General features: G+C 65.6%; 11 protein-coding genes. 3 read left to right on the plus strand and 8 right to left on the minus strand.

Annotated elements, in window-relative coordinates:
- Window positions 1-153: 153 nt before the first annotated feature.
- Both L0M17_RS12100 and mobF read right to left on the minus strand, forming a co-directional pair.
- The gene (locus L0M17_RS12100) at window positions 154-510 is read right to left on the minus strand and encodes a hypothetical protein (protein ID WP_241054212.1); all 357 of its coding nucleotides are present in this window, start codon (window positions 508-510) and stop codon (window positions 154-156) included.
- A gap of 592 nt (window positions 511-1,102) precedes the next feature.
- Window positions 1,103-4,636, minus strand: a complete 3,534-nt coding sequence (gene mobF, locus L0M17_RS12105; protein ID WP_443729165.1) for a MobF family relaxase — start codon at window positions 4,634-4,636, stop codon at window positions 1,103-1,105.
- Window positions 4,637-5,254: 618 nt separating this feature from the next.
- On the opposite strand from mobF, the gene L0M17_RS12110 reads away from it, so the two are divergent.
- Window positions 5,255-5,635 carry a hypothetical protein gene (locus tag L0M17_RS12110; RefSeq protein ID WP_241054214.1) on the plus strand — a complete coding sequence of 127 codons (381 nt, stop codon included), beginning with the start codon at window positions 5,255-5,257 and terminating at the stop codon, window positions 5,633-5,635.
- On the opposite strand, the gene L0M17_RS12115 is transcribed toward L0M17_RS12110, so the two are convergent.
- From L0M17_RS12115 to L0M17_RS12125, 3 genes are read right to left on the minus strand one after another with little or no spacing between them, the layout of a single operon-like run.
- The gene (locus L0M17_RS12115; protein ID WP_241054216.1) at window positions 5,623-7,101 is read right to left on the minus strand and encodes a site-specific integrase; all 1,479 of its coding nucleotides are present in this window, start codon (window positions 7,099-7,101) and stop codon (window positions 5,623-5,625) included. The two genes, L0M17_RS12110 and L0M17_RS12115, sit on opposite strands and share 13 nt — an antisense overlap.
- On the minus strand, window positions 7,094-7,447 hold the full coding sequence (locus L0M17_RS12120) for a helix-turn-helix domain-containing protein (protein ID WP_208712570.1): 354 nt from the start codon (window positions 7,445-7,447) through the stop codon (window positions 7,094-7,096). The genes L0M17_RS12115 and L0M17_RS12120 overlap by 8 nt, the downstream gene beginning before the upstream one ends.
- On the minus strand, window positions 7,444-8,574 hold the full coding sequence (locus L0M17_RS12125) for a tyrosine-type recombinase/integrase (RefSeq protein ID WP_241054218.1): 1,131 nt from the start codon (window positions 8,572-8,574) through the stop codon (window positions 7,444-7,446). Before L0M17_RS12125 ends, L0M17_RS12120 begins: the two co-directional genes overlap by 4 nt.
- 516 nt (window positions 8,575-9,090) lie before the next feature.
- Between L0M17_RS12125 and L0M17_RS12130 the strand changes: the two genes are divergently transcribed.
- Complete coding sequence (locus tag L0M17_RS12130) at window positions 9,091-9,951, plus strand: alpha/beta hydrolase (protein ID WP_241054220.1); 861 nt, start codon at window positions 9,091-9,093, stop codon at window positions 9,949-9,951.
- A gap of 396 nt (window positions 9,952-10,347) precedes the next feature.
- Here the strand turns inward: L0M17_RS12130 and L0M17_RS12135 are convergent, their stop codons facing one another.
- The 3 genes from L0M17_RS12135 to L0M17_RS12145 all read right to left on the minus strand — a co-directional run bounded on the left by L0M17_RS12135 (window position 10,348) and on the right by L0M17_RS12145 (window position 13,389).
- Window positions 10,348-10,779: a universal stress protein gene (locus L0M17_RS12135; protein WP_241054221.1), complete on the minus strand. Its 432-nt coding sequence runs from the start codon at window positions 10,777-10,779 to the stop codon at window positions 10,348-10,350.
- 512 nt (window positions 10,780-11,291) lie between these two features.
- Complete coding sequence (locus tag L0M17_RS12140; RefSeq protein WP_241054222.1) at window positions 11,292-12,674, minus strand: MFS transporter; 1,383 nt, start codon at window positions 12,672-12,674, stop codon at window positions 11,292-11,294.
- 187 nt (window positions 12,675-12,861) lie between these two features.
- Complete coding sequence (locus L0M17_RS12145) at window positions 12,862-13,389, minus strand: cupin domain-containing protein (RefSeq protein ID WP_241054223.1); 528 nt, start codon at window positions 13,387-13,389, stop codon at window positions 12,862-12,864.
- Between the two features lie 292 nt (window positions 13,390-13,681).
- On the opposite strand from L0M17_RS12145, the gene L0M17_RS12150 reads away from it, so the two are divergent.
- On the plus strand, window positions 13,682-14,458 hold the full coding sequence (locus tag L0M17_RS12150; RefSeq protein ID WP_241054224.1) for an electron transfer flavoprotein subunit beta/FixA family protein: 777 nt from the start codon (window positions 13,682-13,684) through the stop codon (window positions 14,456-14,458).
- Window positions 14,459-14,468 lie beyond the last annotated feature (10 nt).

A 14,468-nucleotide genomic window follows, 5' to 3' on the forward strand; every position in this document is an offset into this window, starting at 1 on the left:
CTGCCGCTGGACTCACCCGTCGTTTCGGATCCTGACCTCCAAGACGATTCGCCCCGGTACAATTGTCCGCCGAAGGGCGGGTGGAAGCCCGTCGGCGATGCCGTTCTCCGGGTCTATGCGGAGCTTCAAACCGTCGTCGACGATCCGATCGCTTCAGAGATCGATGTCGAGTATGAGCACGAGGGTCGTCTCTCTCAGGACCAGGAGTTGATCATCCAGCCGGTTCATGTCAGAGGCTCCTACGCTCGGTTCCGGTGACGAGTCCTGGGTAAACGGCCGGCACCGGAGCTGGGGGTTGAAGTCCGCCGGGCTTCCCTTCGCCCCTGTTCTTCTTATCCCCCTCTGCGATGCCGTCTCGCTCTGGCACCCTGACCTTGACAGTGGGTGGTCCTTCGACGGCGAGGATCTCTTGTCCCAGAGACGGGAGCTGACGAAATGGCAGACGAGCGATACCACTCGATCATGGCGCGCTGCAAATCCAGTGATCGAGGCGCGCTGGAGCGGGGTCATCGATCGATGGGACAAACGTCTCGTTGATGGCTGCCAGTCGCCTTTCACCAATGACAAGTAGGATGACGGCATCTGGTAAAGTTGAACGACAATTCAATAGAGTACTCGTTGGTTGAGGTACCCGAGCGGAGAAGGGTTCGACCCCCTCGCACGGGTAGGAACTTTTGCAACAACTGTGGTTCTCGCTGCCATTCGTCTCTCTTCCGAAATCCGAATTGAGAAGAAGGTACGATCACAGATGGAAACTAAAACGAAAACTAGGCAACTCCGCGGCACCACAACAATCATCCCCCGAAAAATCTGGCAATACCTGCTGGAAACTATCTGGACGATGGCCGCGGGAGCTACGGTTGGCTCGCTCGGTTCCTGGATCAACGATCGCCGCAACACGCTCTACGAGCCCAAGATGCACGCGAGCTCCCAACACCAAAGGTTCCGAGTAGCGTGTCTGCGTGGGTGACTCGTCTCCGAGTCGAGGTCGGCTATCGACTGAACGGAACATCAATCCCACAAATCGCCTGCTGTAGAGCCACGGTGTGATGGGCGTATGGCACACGCGATGCGCCCCTCACCCGGTGCCTCCGGCGCGTAGTCACAGCGTGTGCTGTCTTGTCGGCTGGCGCGAGAGCCTTCGCTCGGAACCGGTCTGCGCTTGTGTGGCGGCGAGGGCGCGGAGTGCTGCTTCAGCGCGTGCCCTGTCGATCTTCTGGGCCACCGTCTCGGGCGGAGCCACCAGCGGGGTGTCTGCGGTGATGGCGTACCGATCCCGGTACGCGGCGACGACCCGCGCTTGCTGCCTCCAGATCCCTGCCCCCCGATGGTCCCGAGGCGGGGCGCCAAGAGCCGCCACCCAGGCGGCGTTCGCATCCAACGCCACCTCAAGCACGGCGTCGGCGCGTGCCTCGATGAGCTCTTCGCGCTCGTCGAGGGCGTCGCGCATGTCCTGGCTCATCGGCCCGTCGGCGCGCGGAATGAGCCCCGCGATGAGACGCGGCGGTCTGCGGGTGCGCCCGGAGCCGGTTGGGCGCGCGGTGACCCTGGCGAGGCGGTGGTGGATGACGGCGGCGATGTCGTCGGCGTCCTCGAATCCGTGGGCCTGGACGAGGCGGGGCAGGAGCTGGTCGACGTCGTGGTGGTTCGCTTCCGCGCGGCGCAGTTCGGCGGTGAGGGCGCCGAAGGCGTCGGAGTCGATGACGCCCTCGGCCTGCCGGGCGGTGAGGCCGCTGGTGCGGATGAGGGCGGCCCAGCGGTCGTGTTGGGCGGCCTGGGCGATGGTCTCGTACTCTGCGGCGAGCTGCGCGATCGAGCCCCACGCCTCCTGCTCGGCGGTGATGGCTTCGTGGGCGGAGGGTTCGGCGCCGACGTGCTGGAGCACCCCGCACAGGACGCTTCGGGCGGTGGCGTCGGGGTTCTCGGAGGGGTGTGCTTCGGCGTGGTCGTCGGGCCTGTTCAGAACCACGTAGGCATGGTTCCCTTCGCGTCCGCGGGTCATGGCGACGTAGAGGTTCTCCCTGGTCGTGGTCGGCTCCACCAGCACGTGGGCGGTATCGGCGGTGATGCCCTGCGCCCGATGGGCCGTGACCGCGTACCCGAGATCGACGTGCTCGGCCGCATACGAGGCCGGCAGGACGATCGAACCCCGGAGCCGGAGCCCGGACTTGCGGACGGTGACCGAGCCGTCCCCGCGGACGGCGGTGACCGTCCAGCGTTCGCCGTTGCGGACCCAGTCCCTGCCATTGCGCAGTCGCCGGTCGTTCCGGCGGGTGATGACCGTGTCACCGACCCCTGCATGCGTCCCGTCGTTCAGTTCGACCTCGCGGCCGGGTGTGAGGACGCCCTCGAGGATGAGGTCGGCCCGGGCCCGCCTGTTCAACGCGGTCACGTCGTCGCGGGACTCGGCGATCAGCACTGAGACCAGTCCCGCCGCGCGGTCGGCGCGCCAGGCCGTGTACGCGACGTCGATCATTGCTTCGGCGTCTCCCCCGGCGATCCGGCCGTGGCCGAGGTAGGCGTCGACGGCCTCGGTGCGCCCGTGCCGCAGCGCCAGGGACGCGCTCTTCTCCCAGTCGTGGGTGAACCGGTGGACGTCGATCAGCTCCGGGGCGTCGTCGCGGTCGGAGACGAGGAGGCCGAACGCGCCGCCGGCGTCGACGGACTGGAGCTGGGCATAGTCCCCGACGAGCAGGACCTTCGCGCCGGCGTCGGCGGCGACGTCGGTAATGCGGTCCAGTGACAGGGTGCCGGCGAGGGAGGCCTCGTCGATGATGACGAGCCGCCCGGCCCCGAACCCTGTCCCGTGGAGCTGGTGCTCGGTCCACCACCTCGCCGTGTTCTCCGCGGGAATGCCCAAGTCGCCGCCGAGGACCTGCGCTGCGGCCGCGGACGGGGCGAGCCCCACCACGGAGCCCTTGCCGTGCTCTGCCTCCCACGCCCGGCGCAGGGCGTTCATCGCCATCGTCTTGCCTGCTCCGGCCGGCCCGACGAGGACATCGACGACGCGGCCGGAGACCGCGACCGCGGCAAGGGCCGCGGCCTGGTCCTCGCCGAGCACCCGGCCTCCACTGTCGGGCCTCGCGGTGGCCTTCTCGACCGTGGCGAGCGGGACCGTGGGGCCGGCGGTGTTGCGGGAGCGTTCGAGGAGGCGGTCCTCGGCGGCCAGCAGGTCCTCGGAGGAGAACACGGTCGAGTGGTTCGGCCGGAACACAGACGACCCATCCGGGCGGCGGAACACGGCCGGACTGGTCGCGAGCTCCGGCGGGGTCAGCCGCAGCGACGCGGCCTCGGCCGCGTCCACGACGAGCCCGACGACGGCCTCGCGGTCACGCGTGCTGGCGAACCGGTAGCCCATCGTCTGCCGGGCGGCTTCGGCGACCAGGTTCCACCGCCGCCACGTGGACCGCTTCTCGCCCACTGCTTCGACCACGCTGCGCCCGAGCTCGGCGACCAGCTCGAGCGGGACGTCGTCGGCGCGCAACAGCGGCGCCGGCCCGTTCCCGATGACCTTTCGCGCCCATGCTGTGGCGTCCCCGCCCAGCATGCCGGCGGCGCGGTGGCGCCACTCCGCGGTGAGATCCGCGAGCGAACGGACTACCTTCTCCGGCCGCGTGGCGAGGGTCGCCTGGGCGCGCAGCTTCAGGATCGTCGCGGTCGAGGGCTGGTGCCCATGGCGCGACACGTACTCCTCGATCAGCCGGTCCTTCTCCACCTCGATATGGCGGGAGCGAGTGGAGAACTCCCCCACCAGCCCCTCCGGCACAGCACTGATGGCCCACGCGGGGTTGCGGTCCCGGCCCATCTCGCGCTGCTCCCAGCTGAGGCCGAACGCGCGGGTCATGTGGTCGGCGAAGACCGCCTCGTGCAGCTCCGAGAGCGCCACAGTCGCCGCGTGCATCGGCCGGCCATCCAGCGACCGCCACTTCCCGTCCTGGGCTGTTTGCACCTTGTTCGAGATCACGACATGGGTGTGCAGGTGCGGGTCCCCCGCCCTGCTGTCGTAGTGGTCGAACGCGGTCGCGATCACCCCCTTCACGGCCGCCTGCGCAACCGCCCCCTCGGCACCGGTTGCCCCGATCCGGGTCGCTGCAACCTCGCGCTCGAGGAACGCAACCATCTCCGCAACCGCAGCATGATGCGCGCCCGCGATCAGCGCCTGCGTCGCCGCGTCCGCCACCGCCCACAAAACGCTCGCGGACTTCGGGATCGAGAACGTGTAGTCGAAGCCCGCAACCGCCCGCTGTGTCCCGCGCGCTGCCTCCTCCGCCTCGATCGCGGCGATCGCGTGAGCCCGCTCGACAGGACCCAGCTCGGAGTCGAGCCTCCTCACTCGCTCGGCGACCCGCTCAGAGACGGATTGGTAAGAGGGGTAGGCGCGGCCCAAGGGTTCACCGGTGAGCGGGTCGCGACCCATCCCGACCAGCAGCTGCAGCTGGGCCTCTGAGACCTCATCGCCCGCACGGAGCTGTCCCGCCCCGAGGGCAGGCAGGCCGCTGCCGAGCCAACGGCCCGGCGGGGTCCCCGCCTCTGCGTAGTAGCGGGTCAGAGGAGTCGACAGGGACCGATCGCCATCAGCGGCGGCCACAGTGCGCAGCAGGTACTTGTACCCGTCCCCCGCACTCATCACTCGCATCGAAACCGTCACCGCCGCCTCCTCGACGGTCAGGTGAGCAGCAGCAGCCCGGCACATCTGACGCGATAAAGCCCGCTTGGGCCTCGTCTGCAAGACGCGTGGTGCTCTGGGGGAGGCACTCTCCCGACCCACTCGGATCGAAGCTGGTTCCCAGAAGGGACTCCCAGGCTTCATGCCCGGCTCGCCGCCCAGGTCGTTTACCGATACTCGAGCCGACGAGTGTCCAAAGCACCAAGAGCGGCGAACTCCGGCGTCAATCGGCTAACGATCTCGGCCATCAACACGCGGCCCGTCGGGCCCGCTTTTCCCCACGCACTTCCGAACTGGCAGCGAGACGTGTTGAAGGGGGACGAGCTGGAGCGTGGCGGTGGGGGCGGTTGATGGCAGTATCGGGCCATGACGTTCTTCGAGGGTCTGCCGGCTTCACCTGAACCTCGTCCTCGCCCGGCTCCGGCGCGGCCTGTGTGGGCGGGTCCTCCGGCGAATGAATTGCCGGTCGTCATCCATGTGGGGCAGTTCCTGCATCGCGGGCCGTCTTTGGTGATGGGCGTCCGATCACTGGAGGTCTACTCCACTGGGTGCTGCATCGAGATTGCCTGGGTCGCTCGGAGGGACGGCATGTCCGAGCATGAGTGGGGCGAACTCGAATCGAAGGGGTTCAGGATGCCTATGGGCGGCCGCTGGTCCTCCGAGTCGGGTCTGCTCTTCGGCATCGAGTATGCCGATGGCCGCAAAGCGGTGATCGGCCATCCTCGCCCGGGCATGTTCGGAACCGAGTCCGCGGTCACCGAACCGGTGCTGCTGCAGGCAGGCGGTGGAGGCGGAATGGGAACCGGCGACGAGTGGGTCAGCTCCTCAAGGCTGTGGCTGTGGCCGCTGCCCGAGCAGGGCGATCTCCGTCTGGTTGCGAGGTGGAACGACGCGGGCATGCCCGAAACGTCGATTGTTCTGGAAGGGAACAGGATCGTGGCTGCCTTGGACGGTGTTCAGCCGTTCTGAGGTGTGGCGCGCTTGCCTCGTCTCGTCGCGACGTACTGGCTGTAGGCAGCGGCGGAGTCGGTGGCGTGGCGTTCGATGGTGGCGGGTGAGTAGCCGAGCGTTTCGGCGATGATGGCCACGGGTGCGAGCCTGGTCAGCTCGTGGAGCGTGCCGAGTCGGGCGGCGCGGGCGCTGAAGACGGCTCGGAGGCGCTGCCGCAGGTGCGCGGAGCTGATGTGCCGTCCGGGGGAGAGGCCGCGGAAGATCCAGTTGCTGTTCGGGTGTGCCGCGGTGAGGCCGTTTCCCGGGGCTGAGGCGAGCTCGCGCCAGGGCGCGTCGAGCGGGGCCGGGAGGGCGATCTCGATGCCGCCGAGGCGGACGGTGACGAGCTCGTCGGTGACGGCGACGTCGTCCCAGGTCAGGGCGGCGACGCGTTCGATCTGCTGCCCGAAGACGATGACGAGGATGGCGACGGCGCGGTCCCGCGGGGACAGCAGGTCGCTGTGGAGGACCTGCTGGACGGCTTCCTCCTGCTGGGAGGCGCTGAGCCTGGGGCTGGTTCCCCTCTTGTGCGGGGCCATCCTCAGCCCGGCCGGGGCTGTGTGGGTCTTGATGGCCCAGTTGAGGAATCGGTCCGCGACCTCGCGGGTGGTGGGGCCTTCTGCCTGCCATGCATCCAGGTGGGCCTGCTGGAGTTCGGCGAGGCGGGTTCCCCTGCCGGTGAGCCAGTTCAGGAAGTCGATGGCGACGGTGACGCTCTGCTTGCTGCGCAGGAAGGTGCCGTGGCCGACTCCGTCCGCGTGGTTCATGCGGCGTTGGTGGTGCCAGCGGATGTAGCGGCGGACGAGCTCGCGGTTCTCCGGGTCGCCGACCCGTTCGAGGGCTTCCTTCGCCCAGTCGTCGTAGCGGGCGCGGAGTTCGTCGCGGCGTGGGAGGACGCCGTGTTCTACGAGCAGGCCCCGGACGTATTCGCGGGTGCGCGAGTTCGGCAGACCGTCGAAGGCCTCATGGCTGACCGAAGGGGCGACGGCGAGGCGGCGGAGGAACGCGCTGACGTGCTCCTGCCGGATCCAGGTCAGGCCGCTGTTGGCACGCTTCATCGACTTCAGCGCTGTCGCGAGCGGGACGAGCTCCGGGGAGACGGTCCCGCGTGTCGGGCGGGCGAGGAGGCCGTCGACCGTGTCGGCAAGGGTGCAGCTCCAGCAGCGGCCGCCGCTGTGGAGCTCTTCCTCGGCCCCGCAGGAGGTGCAGTCGACGTTCAGGCGGACCCCGGAGCAGTGCCGGCAGGCGGGGGCGCCGTCGACCAGCCCGGGCAGGATGCCTTCGTGGCCGCAGGCACAGGTGCCCCGGGTGCGCTTGGCCTGCTGGTAGCAGTAGCCGCAGACCCCGCCGTCGGACCAGTTCGCGACGGTCTGGTGGTGCTGGCCGCAGCGGGAGCAGGGGACGGGCCAGCGGGTCGGGTCCTCGGCCTTGCGGGGCCTAGGCATCGTCCTCGGGTGGGATCAGGCGGATCCTGCGGGCGATGGGATCGCCGGGCTTGACCCCGATGTCCTCGGGCCTGCGCGGGGCGTTCGCCGTGGCGGCCGCGCGCATCTGGACGTAGGGCTCGAACAGGTCGTTGGGGGTGCACTCGAGGATGTCGCAGAGGGCGGCGAAGGTGTGCGCGGGGATCCGCTCGGGGGTGCCGGTGACGAGCCGGTGGACCTGGGCGTTGGAGAGGTTGATGCCCCGGGCCCTGAGCAGGGGGAGGAGCTCGGTGGTCTTCCAGAGGTTCCGCTGGGCCATGAGCTTCCGGAGGTTCCAGTGGTAGCCGATGCGGCGCTGTTCGCTCATGCTCGGTTCCTGCCTTCGTTCTCCGGGCTGCCGATCCTGGCCGCGATCATGCGCTGGATGGTCCTGTGCTTGAAGTCGGACGAGACGGAAGTGTAGAGCGCGGTGGTCGAGGAGTAGCTGTGGCCGACCTGCTGCTGGACGAACAGCGGGTCGTATCCGGCCTCGATCAGGTGCGTGACGTAGGAGTGGCGCAGCGCGTGCAGGGACAGCTCCTCGGGCAGGCCGGCCAGCTTCCGGACGGATTGGAAGGACCGGTCGAAGTTCCGTACCGCTGCAGAGGCCGAGCGCTCCGAGGGCCACAGGCTCTGGGAGCGGTCTGCGGTGGCAAACCTGCCTCGGCCCTCGGGGGAGAGCCAGAACCGGAGCAGGTCGACGACCCACTCGAACTCCGGGACGGTCAGCACGGTGCGGCGCCGCGGCCCGGAGCCCTTGGTTCCCTTGGCCCAGCGGACCTGGAGCGAGCCGAAGGCCCCGAACGCAGGGACATGGGGATTCGGGCCGAAGTCGACGTCCTCGAGCATCGCCAGCTCGCGGCGGCGCAGCCCGTAGGCGTAGGCCACCTTGAACGCGACCGAGTCCCGCATCGCCGGCAGCCAGCGCTTGGAGCCCTTGGCGAACTCGGTGTCCACGACGTCGTCGGCGGCATCGAAGAACGCCTGGAGCTCCGTCTTCGTGAAAGCCCGCCGGCGCGGCGGCACGGCGTCGTCGGTGGTGTGCCTGGGTGAGTTCCACTCGAAGACGACCTGTGTCGGCACGGCCGCGAAGACCCGCTCGCACAGGGCTGCCCAGCCGTAGCGGGAGTCGGTCAGGTACGCGCAGAACGCCCGGATCGCACCCGCGTAGGAGCGCAGCGTCGACAGGCTCAGCGGCCCCGCGCCACCGCGCTGGTCGGACAGGAAATCGTCCACGTGATGGGCCGACCAGCGCCACGGGTACTCGTTGGCATGGTCCCTGAAGCGCTCCACGGTCCGGCACGAGGACCTGATGAACGCCGTCGTCAGCCCGCGCGCGAGCATCTGCGCACGCCACCGGTCCAGCATCGCCTCGAACACCCGGTCCTCGGCACGCAGCAGCCCGACGTCCTGGTCCGTCAGGAAGTCTGGAATCCGTCCCGGCAGCAGCTCCACAGCCTGAACTGTACGCGAAAATCTCTCATCTAATGCGAGAAACCATTGCTGACCTGCGCCGACACAGCAGGCCGGCACCGACCCGGCCAGCTGCGGCACAAGGACGAACCACCGTCTGACCTGCGACAACGCCCCATGGCACGGTGGGACGAGTCCTCGCACCTCTTTCAACTCGTCCTACTCCACCGCCGAGAACCGGCGTTATGTCAGCCATTAGTCTGCGTATCTCATCAGATGAAACACCGGACCCATCTCCCCATCCACAAGCCTTTCAACCTCCGCGGCGATCTCCCCGGGTTGCCCGCGCCCTGCCATCAGGGCACACAGCTGCGACCGAGACTTGAATGACGAGAACGCCTTCAACCCCCGCGTCGGAGAGCGCGAGAGATCGGCGTACGTTCCTGTTGTGGTATAGTCATTCGTGACTGCGAACACGTCTCTACCGAACCAGCGGAAGCAAGAACCGGGAGGTGACTCGTGAGGAATACGACGCCCAACCATAGATTTGCATTCCCTGTGCCGATTGCCGGTGCCGAAGATGCACAATTCGCTGGCTTTTTCTATCCAGCCGAAGGTGATCGGCGGGGAGTGCTGCAAGTTCTGGCGCACGGGAACACTTACGATCACCGCTATTGGGACGCACCGTCCATCAACGGTCGCGAATACTCATACGTGCGCTTTATGACCAAGCGCGGCTTCGACGTCGTTGCCCTCGACCTTCCTGGCGTGGGAGAGAGCGATAAGCCCGAGTCGGGCGCATTCACTGTCGAATCCGTCGGGCAGGCGCTGAGTTCGCTGATCGACTCATTTCGTCGGCCAACCTCAATACTCGGGCGACGCTTCACCCAAATCATCTCCATCGGGCATTCATTGGGAAGCATGGTAGGAGTGTTCGCGGAGGCGAATTGGCCCGCAGCGGACCTGCTCGTTGTCACGGGGACCGGCTATTTCCCCCTTCGGCCGAGGAACAAGTGGGCACCCGGTGAGCGCGAGTCCCTCCTCGTCAACCCATACGCCCTGGTTCCACCCCAAAGCCGGCTCAAGTACTACCACCAACCCAAGGCAGATCCCGCTGTCATCACCTACGACAACCAGAACCTTCGCACCTCAATGCCCAGCCGGCTATGGGATGACACCATCCACTTGTCGAATAACCCGGACGCGGCCGGAGTCCACGACGTCCGCTGCCCCGTCTACATCCAACTCGGAGAATACGACCCGACCCTTCCAGCGCGATACAGCGAGCAGGAGCGGGAATGTTACAGGTCGTCGATCGAAGTTAGTGTCGATCCATTGCATGACATGGGCCACTGCTTCAATTTGCATCTGAATCGAGAGCTGAGCTGGAACGCTCTCATTCGCCGCCTAAGCCAGTAGATTGCCGGCCCTTCGGGTGGGAAACAGCGACATTGCTCAGGGCCCGGATCGCCGAACCGACGGACTGAGCCAGAGGCAAGTCGTCCTAGCAATGCCTGAGCCGGCGTGTTCTTCCTCGATACGACTGCTTACATGCCCCATGCCCCCTCGCGAACTCCCCGACGGATCATCACCTATACAAAGCCACATCCCAACTGTGGACGGGATGGCATAGTTGCACGGCTGGCAGTCGGACCCACCAACCTGTGCCGCGAAGTATTCATCCGGCGCCTGGCGCGAAAGGACCCAGACTACGAGGGGTACGAGGGGCCCCTCCCCTGCTGACACCAGGGCCCCTCCCCCTCCCGACTGGAAGCCCCGTTGGGGAGCCAGAGGTCGAATGCTTCGCCTAAGGCGTTACTCGTCAGTCTTGGCGATCAGCACGTCACAAGGCGCATTGTGTGCGACGCTGTTCGCGACGCTTCCGAGGATGCGACCTATACCCTGCATTCGCCGATTTCCCACCACGATCAGACTGGCTCCGGAGTCTGCCGCGTATTGGATCAAGGCTTCAGCAGGCTTTCCCCTCACGGCAGTGCCGAGGATGTCGACACCGCTCCGCTCCATGGTCAGATCGGCTGCGACAGACTGGGCGGTCTTCGCGGCGAAGCTCAAGTCCGATACCACTCGCTCGTCGGAGCCGGTTCCGACGACCTCCGGTCGATCGCTACCGTACGCCGTCACTATGTGCAACGGGGCGTTCAGCGCCGCAGCGAGGTCGAGGGCTTTTGTCGCCGCGCGCCTTGCCGTGTCACTGCCGTCGACCCCAACGACGATGATTCCGGACATTCTTTCCTTCTTCCTCTAGGGTGTTCTCGCCCGCTCATTCATGGAGGGCGGAACTTGGTAGCGTGACGATCGGGTCCGGCGGACAACGCATCCTCTCCAGCTGGGTGCCAAGGAGCCCCACGTCCGTGGCGGATGCGTTGAGCGCCGCAGCATCGAGGGTGAATCGATCGATCGAGACCTTAGTCGGTCTCCGGGCCTTCGCAGTACACGCATCGCTCGGCCTGCTGGGCCTGCGTGCACACCTCCTCGTCGAAGGTGTCGGCAGCGTCGAGTGCGCCGATGATCATCGTTGCTCCTTCAGTTTGTGTGTATTGGGGGGGGCGAGGACGATCGGAAGACGATTGGATGACATCGCGGCCGTCGAGGCCCTCCACCTTGAGACTTGCCTGTATCAAGAGCATTGTGGGCGACCGCACCTTTCATACATGACGCCCTCGAAACGTCTTCTCCGAAAGAAGTAGGAGACGTCACCAGGGATGCGATCGACCGTGTCTGGCGGCGTCATTCAACGACTACTCAGCCAGTCGCTGACCGGATGGAGTTGCCTCAGCGAAGGGCGCATCGAACGAGGCGTTCGCGCCGGATGGCACAAGTTCACGTCGAGTTGACAACCACAGCATTAGAGCGGCGCCTGTGGCGATGAAGACGAAAACAGAAGCAGATAGGTACATCGTCTGTGGGGAGATAACCGAGAGGATGTAGCCGACCAGCAGCGGCACGAGGATAGTGCCGACCCGGCTGATTCCCATCATCAGTCCCTCCGCGCGCGCCCTGATCAGTGTCGGGAATATGCGAGTGCAGCTTGCGACGTACGCCGATTGAACGGCTTGAAGGCTCATGCCAAGCAAGGCAGCTGCCGCTATCGCCGCACCGTTCGCCAGAGTTAGCGCGAACGCGACCTGGGCAACGCACGCAATAATTCCAGCCACCCAGCTCACCTTTGTGGGAGCGACGCGAGTCACGATCACGATGAAGACAATGGTGGCGACGAACCCGCCGACGCTGAGGATCGTTCCGACGAGTGTGCCGGTCGCTGTGCTTCCGCTGGCGGTTGAGACCAGTTGCGGCGTCCAGCTGGTGACGAAGTAGAACGCCGTGGAACTCGTGGCGTAGCCGATCCAGATGATCCAGGTCCGTCGCCGGTAGCGGGGTGCCAGTACCCCGACTTTAGTGTCCGTGGAGGCGGCGGGCTCAACCGTGGCTGGAACTGCGGCGGGATCCACATCGGTCAATCCCATCCTTGCAGCAATTCTGGCGATACGGGCGTCCGCGCCATGAGGCGCTCGCCCGACCAGGAAGGTCAAACTCTCTGGCAGGAACGCTAGCGCAACCAGGAAGACTATGAAGCTGATCGCTGCGCCGAACAAGAAGAGCGCCTGCCAAGCACCGCCGAAGGAATTGATGATGAAGAGACCAATCATTCCGCCCACCGTGCTGCCGATCGGGTAGCCGAGAGCCACGATTCCGACGCAGACGCTCCGGCGGGACTCGGAAGCGTACTCGTCGGCGAGCACGAACGACAGCGGGGTCACGGTTCCGACGCCGATCCCCGTGAGGAACCGCATCAGAAGAACCAGCTGAATCCACGGTGACGCAGCCGTCACAGCCAGGGAGATGGTTGACACGAGTAAGCTGGCGACAATCAGATTCTTTCGCCCGATACGGTCGGCGAGGGGTCCGATGAAGATAGATCCGAACGCCATGCCGGCGAAACCGAGACTGATCAGGAATCCTTTTTCTTCGGCGGTTGCGAATGCCGCCGGAAAATGGGGAAGGGCAAATGACGCGAGTAGAAGATCGAGGCCGTCGATCACGTTGCAGAGCACGCACAACAAGACGGCGCCCCAACGTCCTAGGCTCATGCGGCTACACCTCAGCGCAGTAACAACATCCATGAGCTTTCTCCTTTCTCCCTTATGTCATTGGAGCAACAACGGGCCGCCGCAAATTTCTTGGCATTCGATCTCGTTGCTGCCCGCGCCTTGAGGCGCATATGTGTTCGAGCACGGACAACCTCAGGCTTCGGCTGCAGCTCCTTTGCGCAGTGCCTCGCTGAGAATTTCGAGCGGTCGTAAAGATGAGCTAGTTTGCGGCAGAGATCATGATGGCCTGAACCGTCACTGGCTCGTTGGTGCGGTTGCACCAAGCGTGCTTGACCCCCCGCATGATGATGGTGTCACCGGCCCGAAGCACCGTTTCTCCGGTTTCCATGACAGAGACGAGCTCTCCGTTCAGAACGGTGACAATGTCGACCGAGTCCGTGAAATGAAAGCCCGCGACCCCGTCCGCGTCCTCGGCCGGCACGGTTCCCCTGAGCTGGCCCTTCGAATCCGAATACCCCAGCGACTTGTCCCATTCGGTGTCCGGGGCGAATGTTGTCTGCCGGAACACCAGTCCACCCAGAGGCGGCTCCGTGATGACGGCATCAATGCCATCCCCGTCTGTGTACCCGACGGGCAGACCGGCGGCCCTCCAGATGTCGCATTTCGTGTTGCCGGGGCCCACCAGGCGATGAGGCGTGAGTTCGTCGCTTTCGAAGCAAGACTTTCCATCGGCATCGAGTCCGGTGATGATGCGGCGCGCTTGAGCATCAGCATGCTCCCCTGCCATGTTTCTGCCTCCTTAATATGCTTTGGAAAATCGACTGCGTGAGGTCGCTCTTCGCCCAACGCTGTACGTAAATAAGTATGGAGATTCATAATGAGATGCGGAGACTCTACCGATAGGCCCAATGCGGGGTCAAGGCCTGACTACAGCGGGCCGAGCGGTCGGCTCTCGGGACGGGCCCGCCGCCCAGGGTGCTCGACGGCGGCCCAACCCTCGGACTTGCCCCCTTCCATTCGTATAGTGGTACAGTTATTCCTGTATCCGAATGATGACTTCGTCGCAGAGGGATGGGCACATGAAGATAGTCGTCTTGCTCAAGGAAGTCCCCGACACGTACGGGAGCCGCAAGCTTTCCCTAGAGACTGGTCTCGCCGATCGCCGGACGTCCGAGAACGTGCTGGACGAGATCTCCGAGCGGGCGCTCGAGGTTGCCCTGAACCAGGCTGACACCTCCGCCGGCACCGAAGTGGTCGTGATAGCGATGGGCCCGGAGACGGCCGCCGCATCCCTGCGCAAGGGACTGGCGATGGGCGCTACGTCCGCTGTGCACGTCACGGACGATGCGCTCCTAGGAGCTGATCTTGGCCTGACCGCCGAGGTTCTCGCCGCCGCCATACAGCGGACAGGCTTCGATCTGGTCATCGCTGGGAACCAGTCGACAGACGGCGCGGGCGGAGTGGTCCCGGCCATGATCGCGGAACGCCTTGGTGTACCGCAGCTGACGTCGCTCGCGTCCGTTGAGATCGGCGACGGGAAGGTGTCAGGGATTAGGGCATCCGATGCCGGTACCGCGAGGGTGTCTGCCGACCTTCCGGCAGTTATCTCCATCACCGAAGCCCTGCCTGATGCACGCCTGGCCAACTTCAAAGGGATACGAGCGGCGAAGAAGAAGCCGTTCGAGACCCTCTCCCTCGAAGATCTCAAGGTGGACGCGAACCGACTGGACGTGCCGAGATCGATCATGGTGGCGGTCAGTGAAAAGCCAGCGCGCGGGCCGGGCCTGAAGATCCTCGACGAGGGGGACGCTGGCACACGGCTCGCGGAATATCTCATCCAGAACCGGCTCTCTTAGAGGACTGACC

Source organism: Sinomonas terrae, assembly GCF_022539255.1.
Lineage (GTDB): Bacteria > Actinomycetota > Actinomycetes > Actinomycetales > Micrococcaceae > Sinomonas > Sinomonas terrae.

Excerpts from the sequence above, each read along its gene's own strand:
- L0M17_RS12100 (WP_241054212.1), bottom strand. The coding sequence starts at position 510 with ATGACCCCGCTCCAGCGCGCCTCGATCACTGGATTTGCAGCGCGCCAT.
- mobF (WP_443729165.1), bottom strand. The coding sequence starts at position 4,636 with ATGCGAGTGATGAGTGCGGGGGACGGGTACAAGTACCTGCTGCGCACT.
- L0M17_RS12110 (WP_241054214.1), top strand. The coding sequence starts at position 5,255 with ATGTCCGAGCATGAGTGGGGCGAACTCGAATCGAAGGGGTTCAGGATG.
- L0M17_RS12115 (WP_241054216.1), bottom strand. The coding sequence starts at position 7,101 with ATGCCTAGGCCCCGCAAGGCCGAGGACCCGACCCGCTGGCCCGTCCCC.
- L0M17_RS12120 (WP_208712570.1), bottom strand. The coding sequence starts at position 7,447 with ATGAGCGAACAGCGCCGCATCGGCTACCACTGGAACCTCCGGAAGCTC.
- L0M17_RS12135 (WP_241054221.1), bottom strand. The coding sequence starts at position 10,779 with ATGTCCGGAATCATCGTCGTTGGGGTCGACGGCAGTGACACGGCAAGG.
- L0M17_RS12140 (WP_241054222.1), bottom strand. The coding sequence starts at position 12,674 with ATGGATGTTGTTACTGCGCTGAGGTGTAGCCGCATGAGCCTAGGACGT.
- L0M17_RS12145 (WP_241054223.1), bottom strand. The coding sequence starts at position 13,389 with ATGGCAGGGGAGCATGCTGATGCTCAAGCGCGCCGCATCATCACCGGA.
- L0M17_RS12150 (WP_241054224.1), top strand. The coding sequence starts at position 13,682 with ATGAAGATAGTCGTCTTGCTCAAGGAAGTCCCCGACACGTACGGGAGC.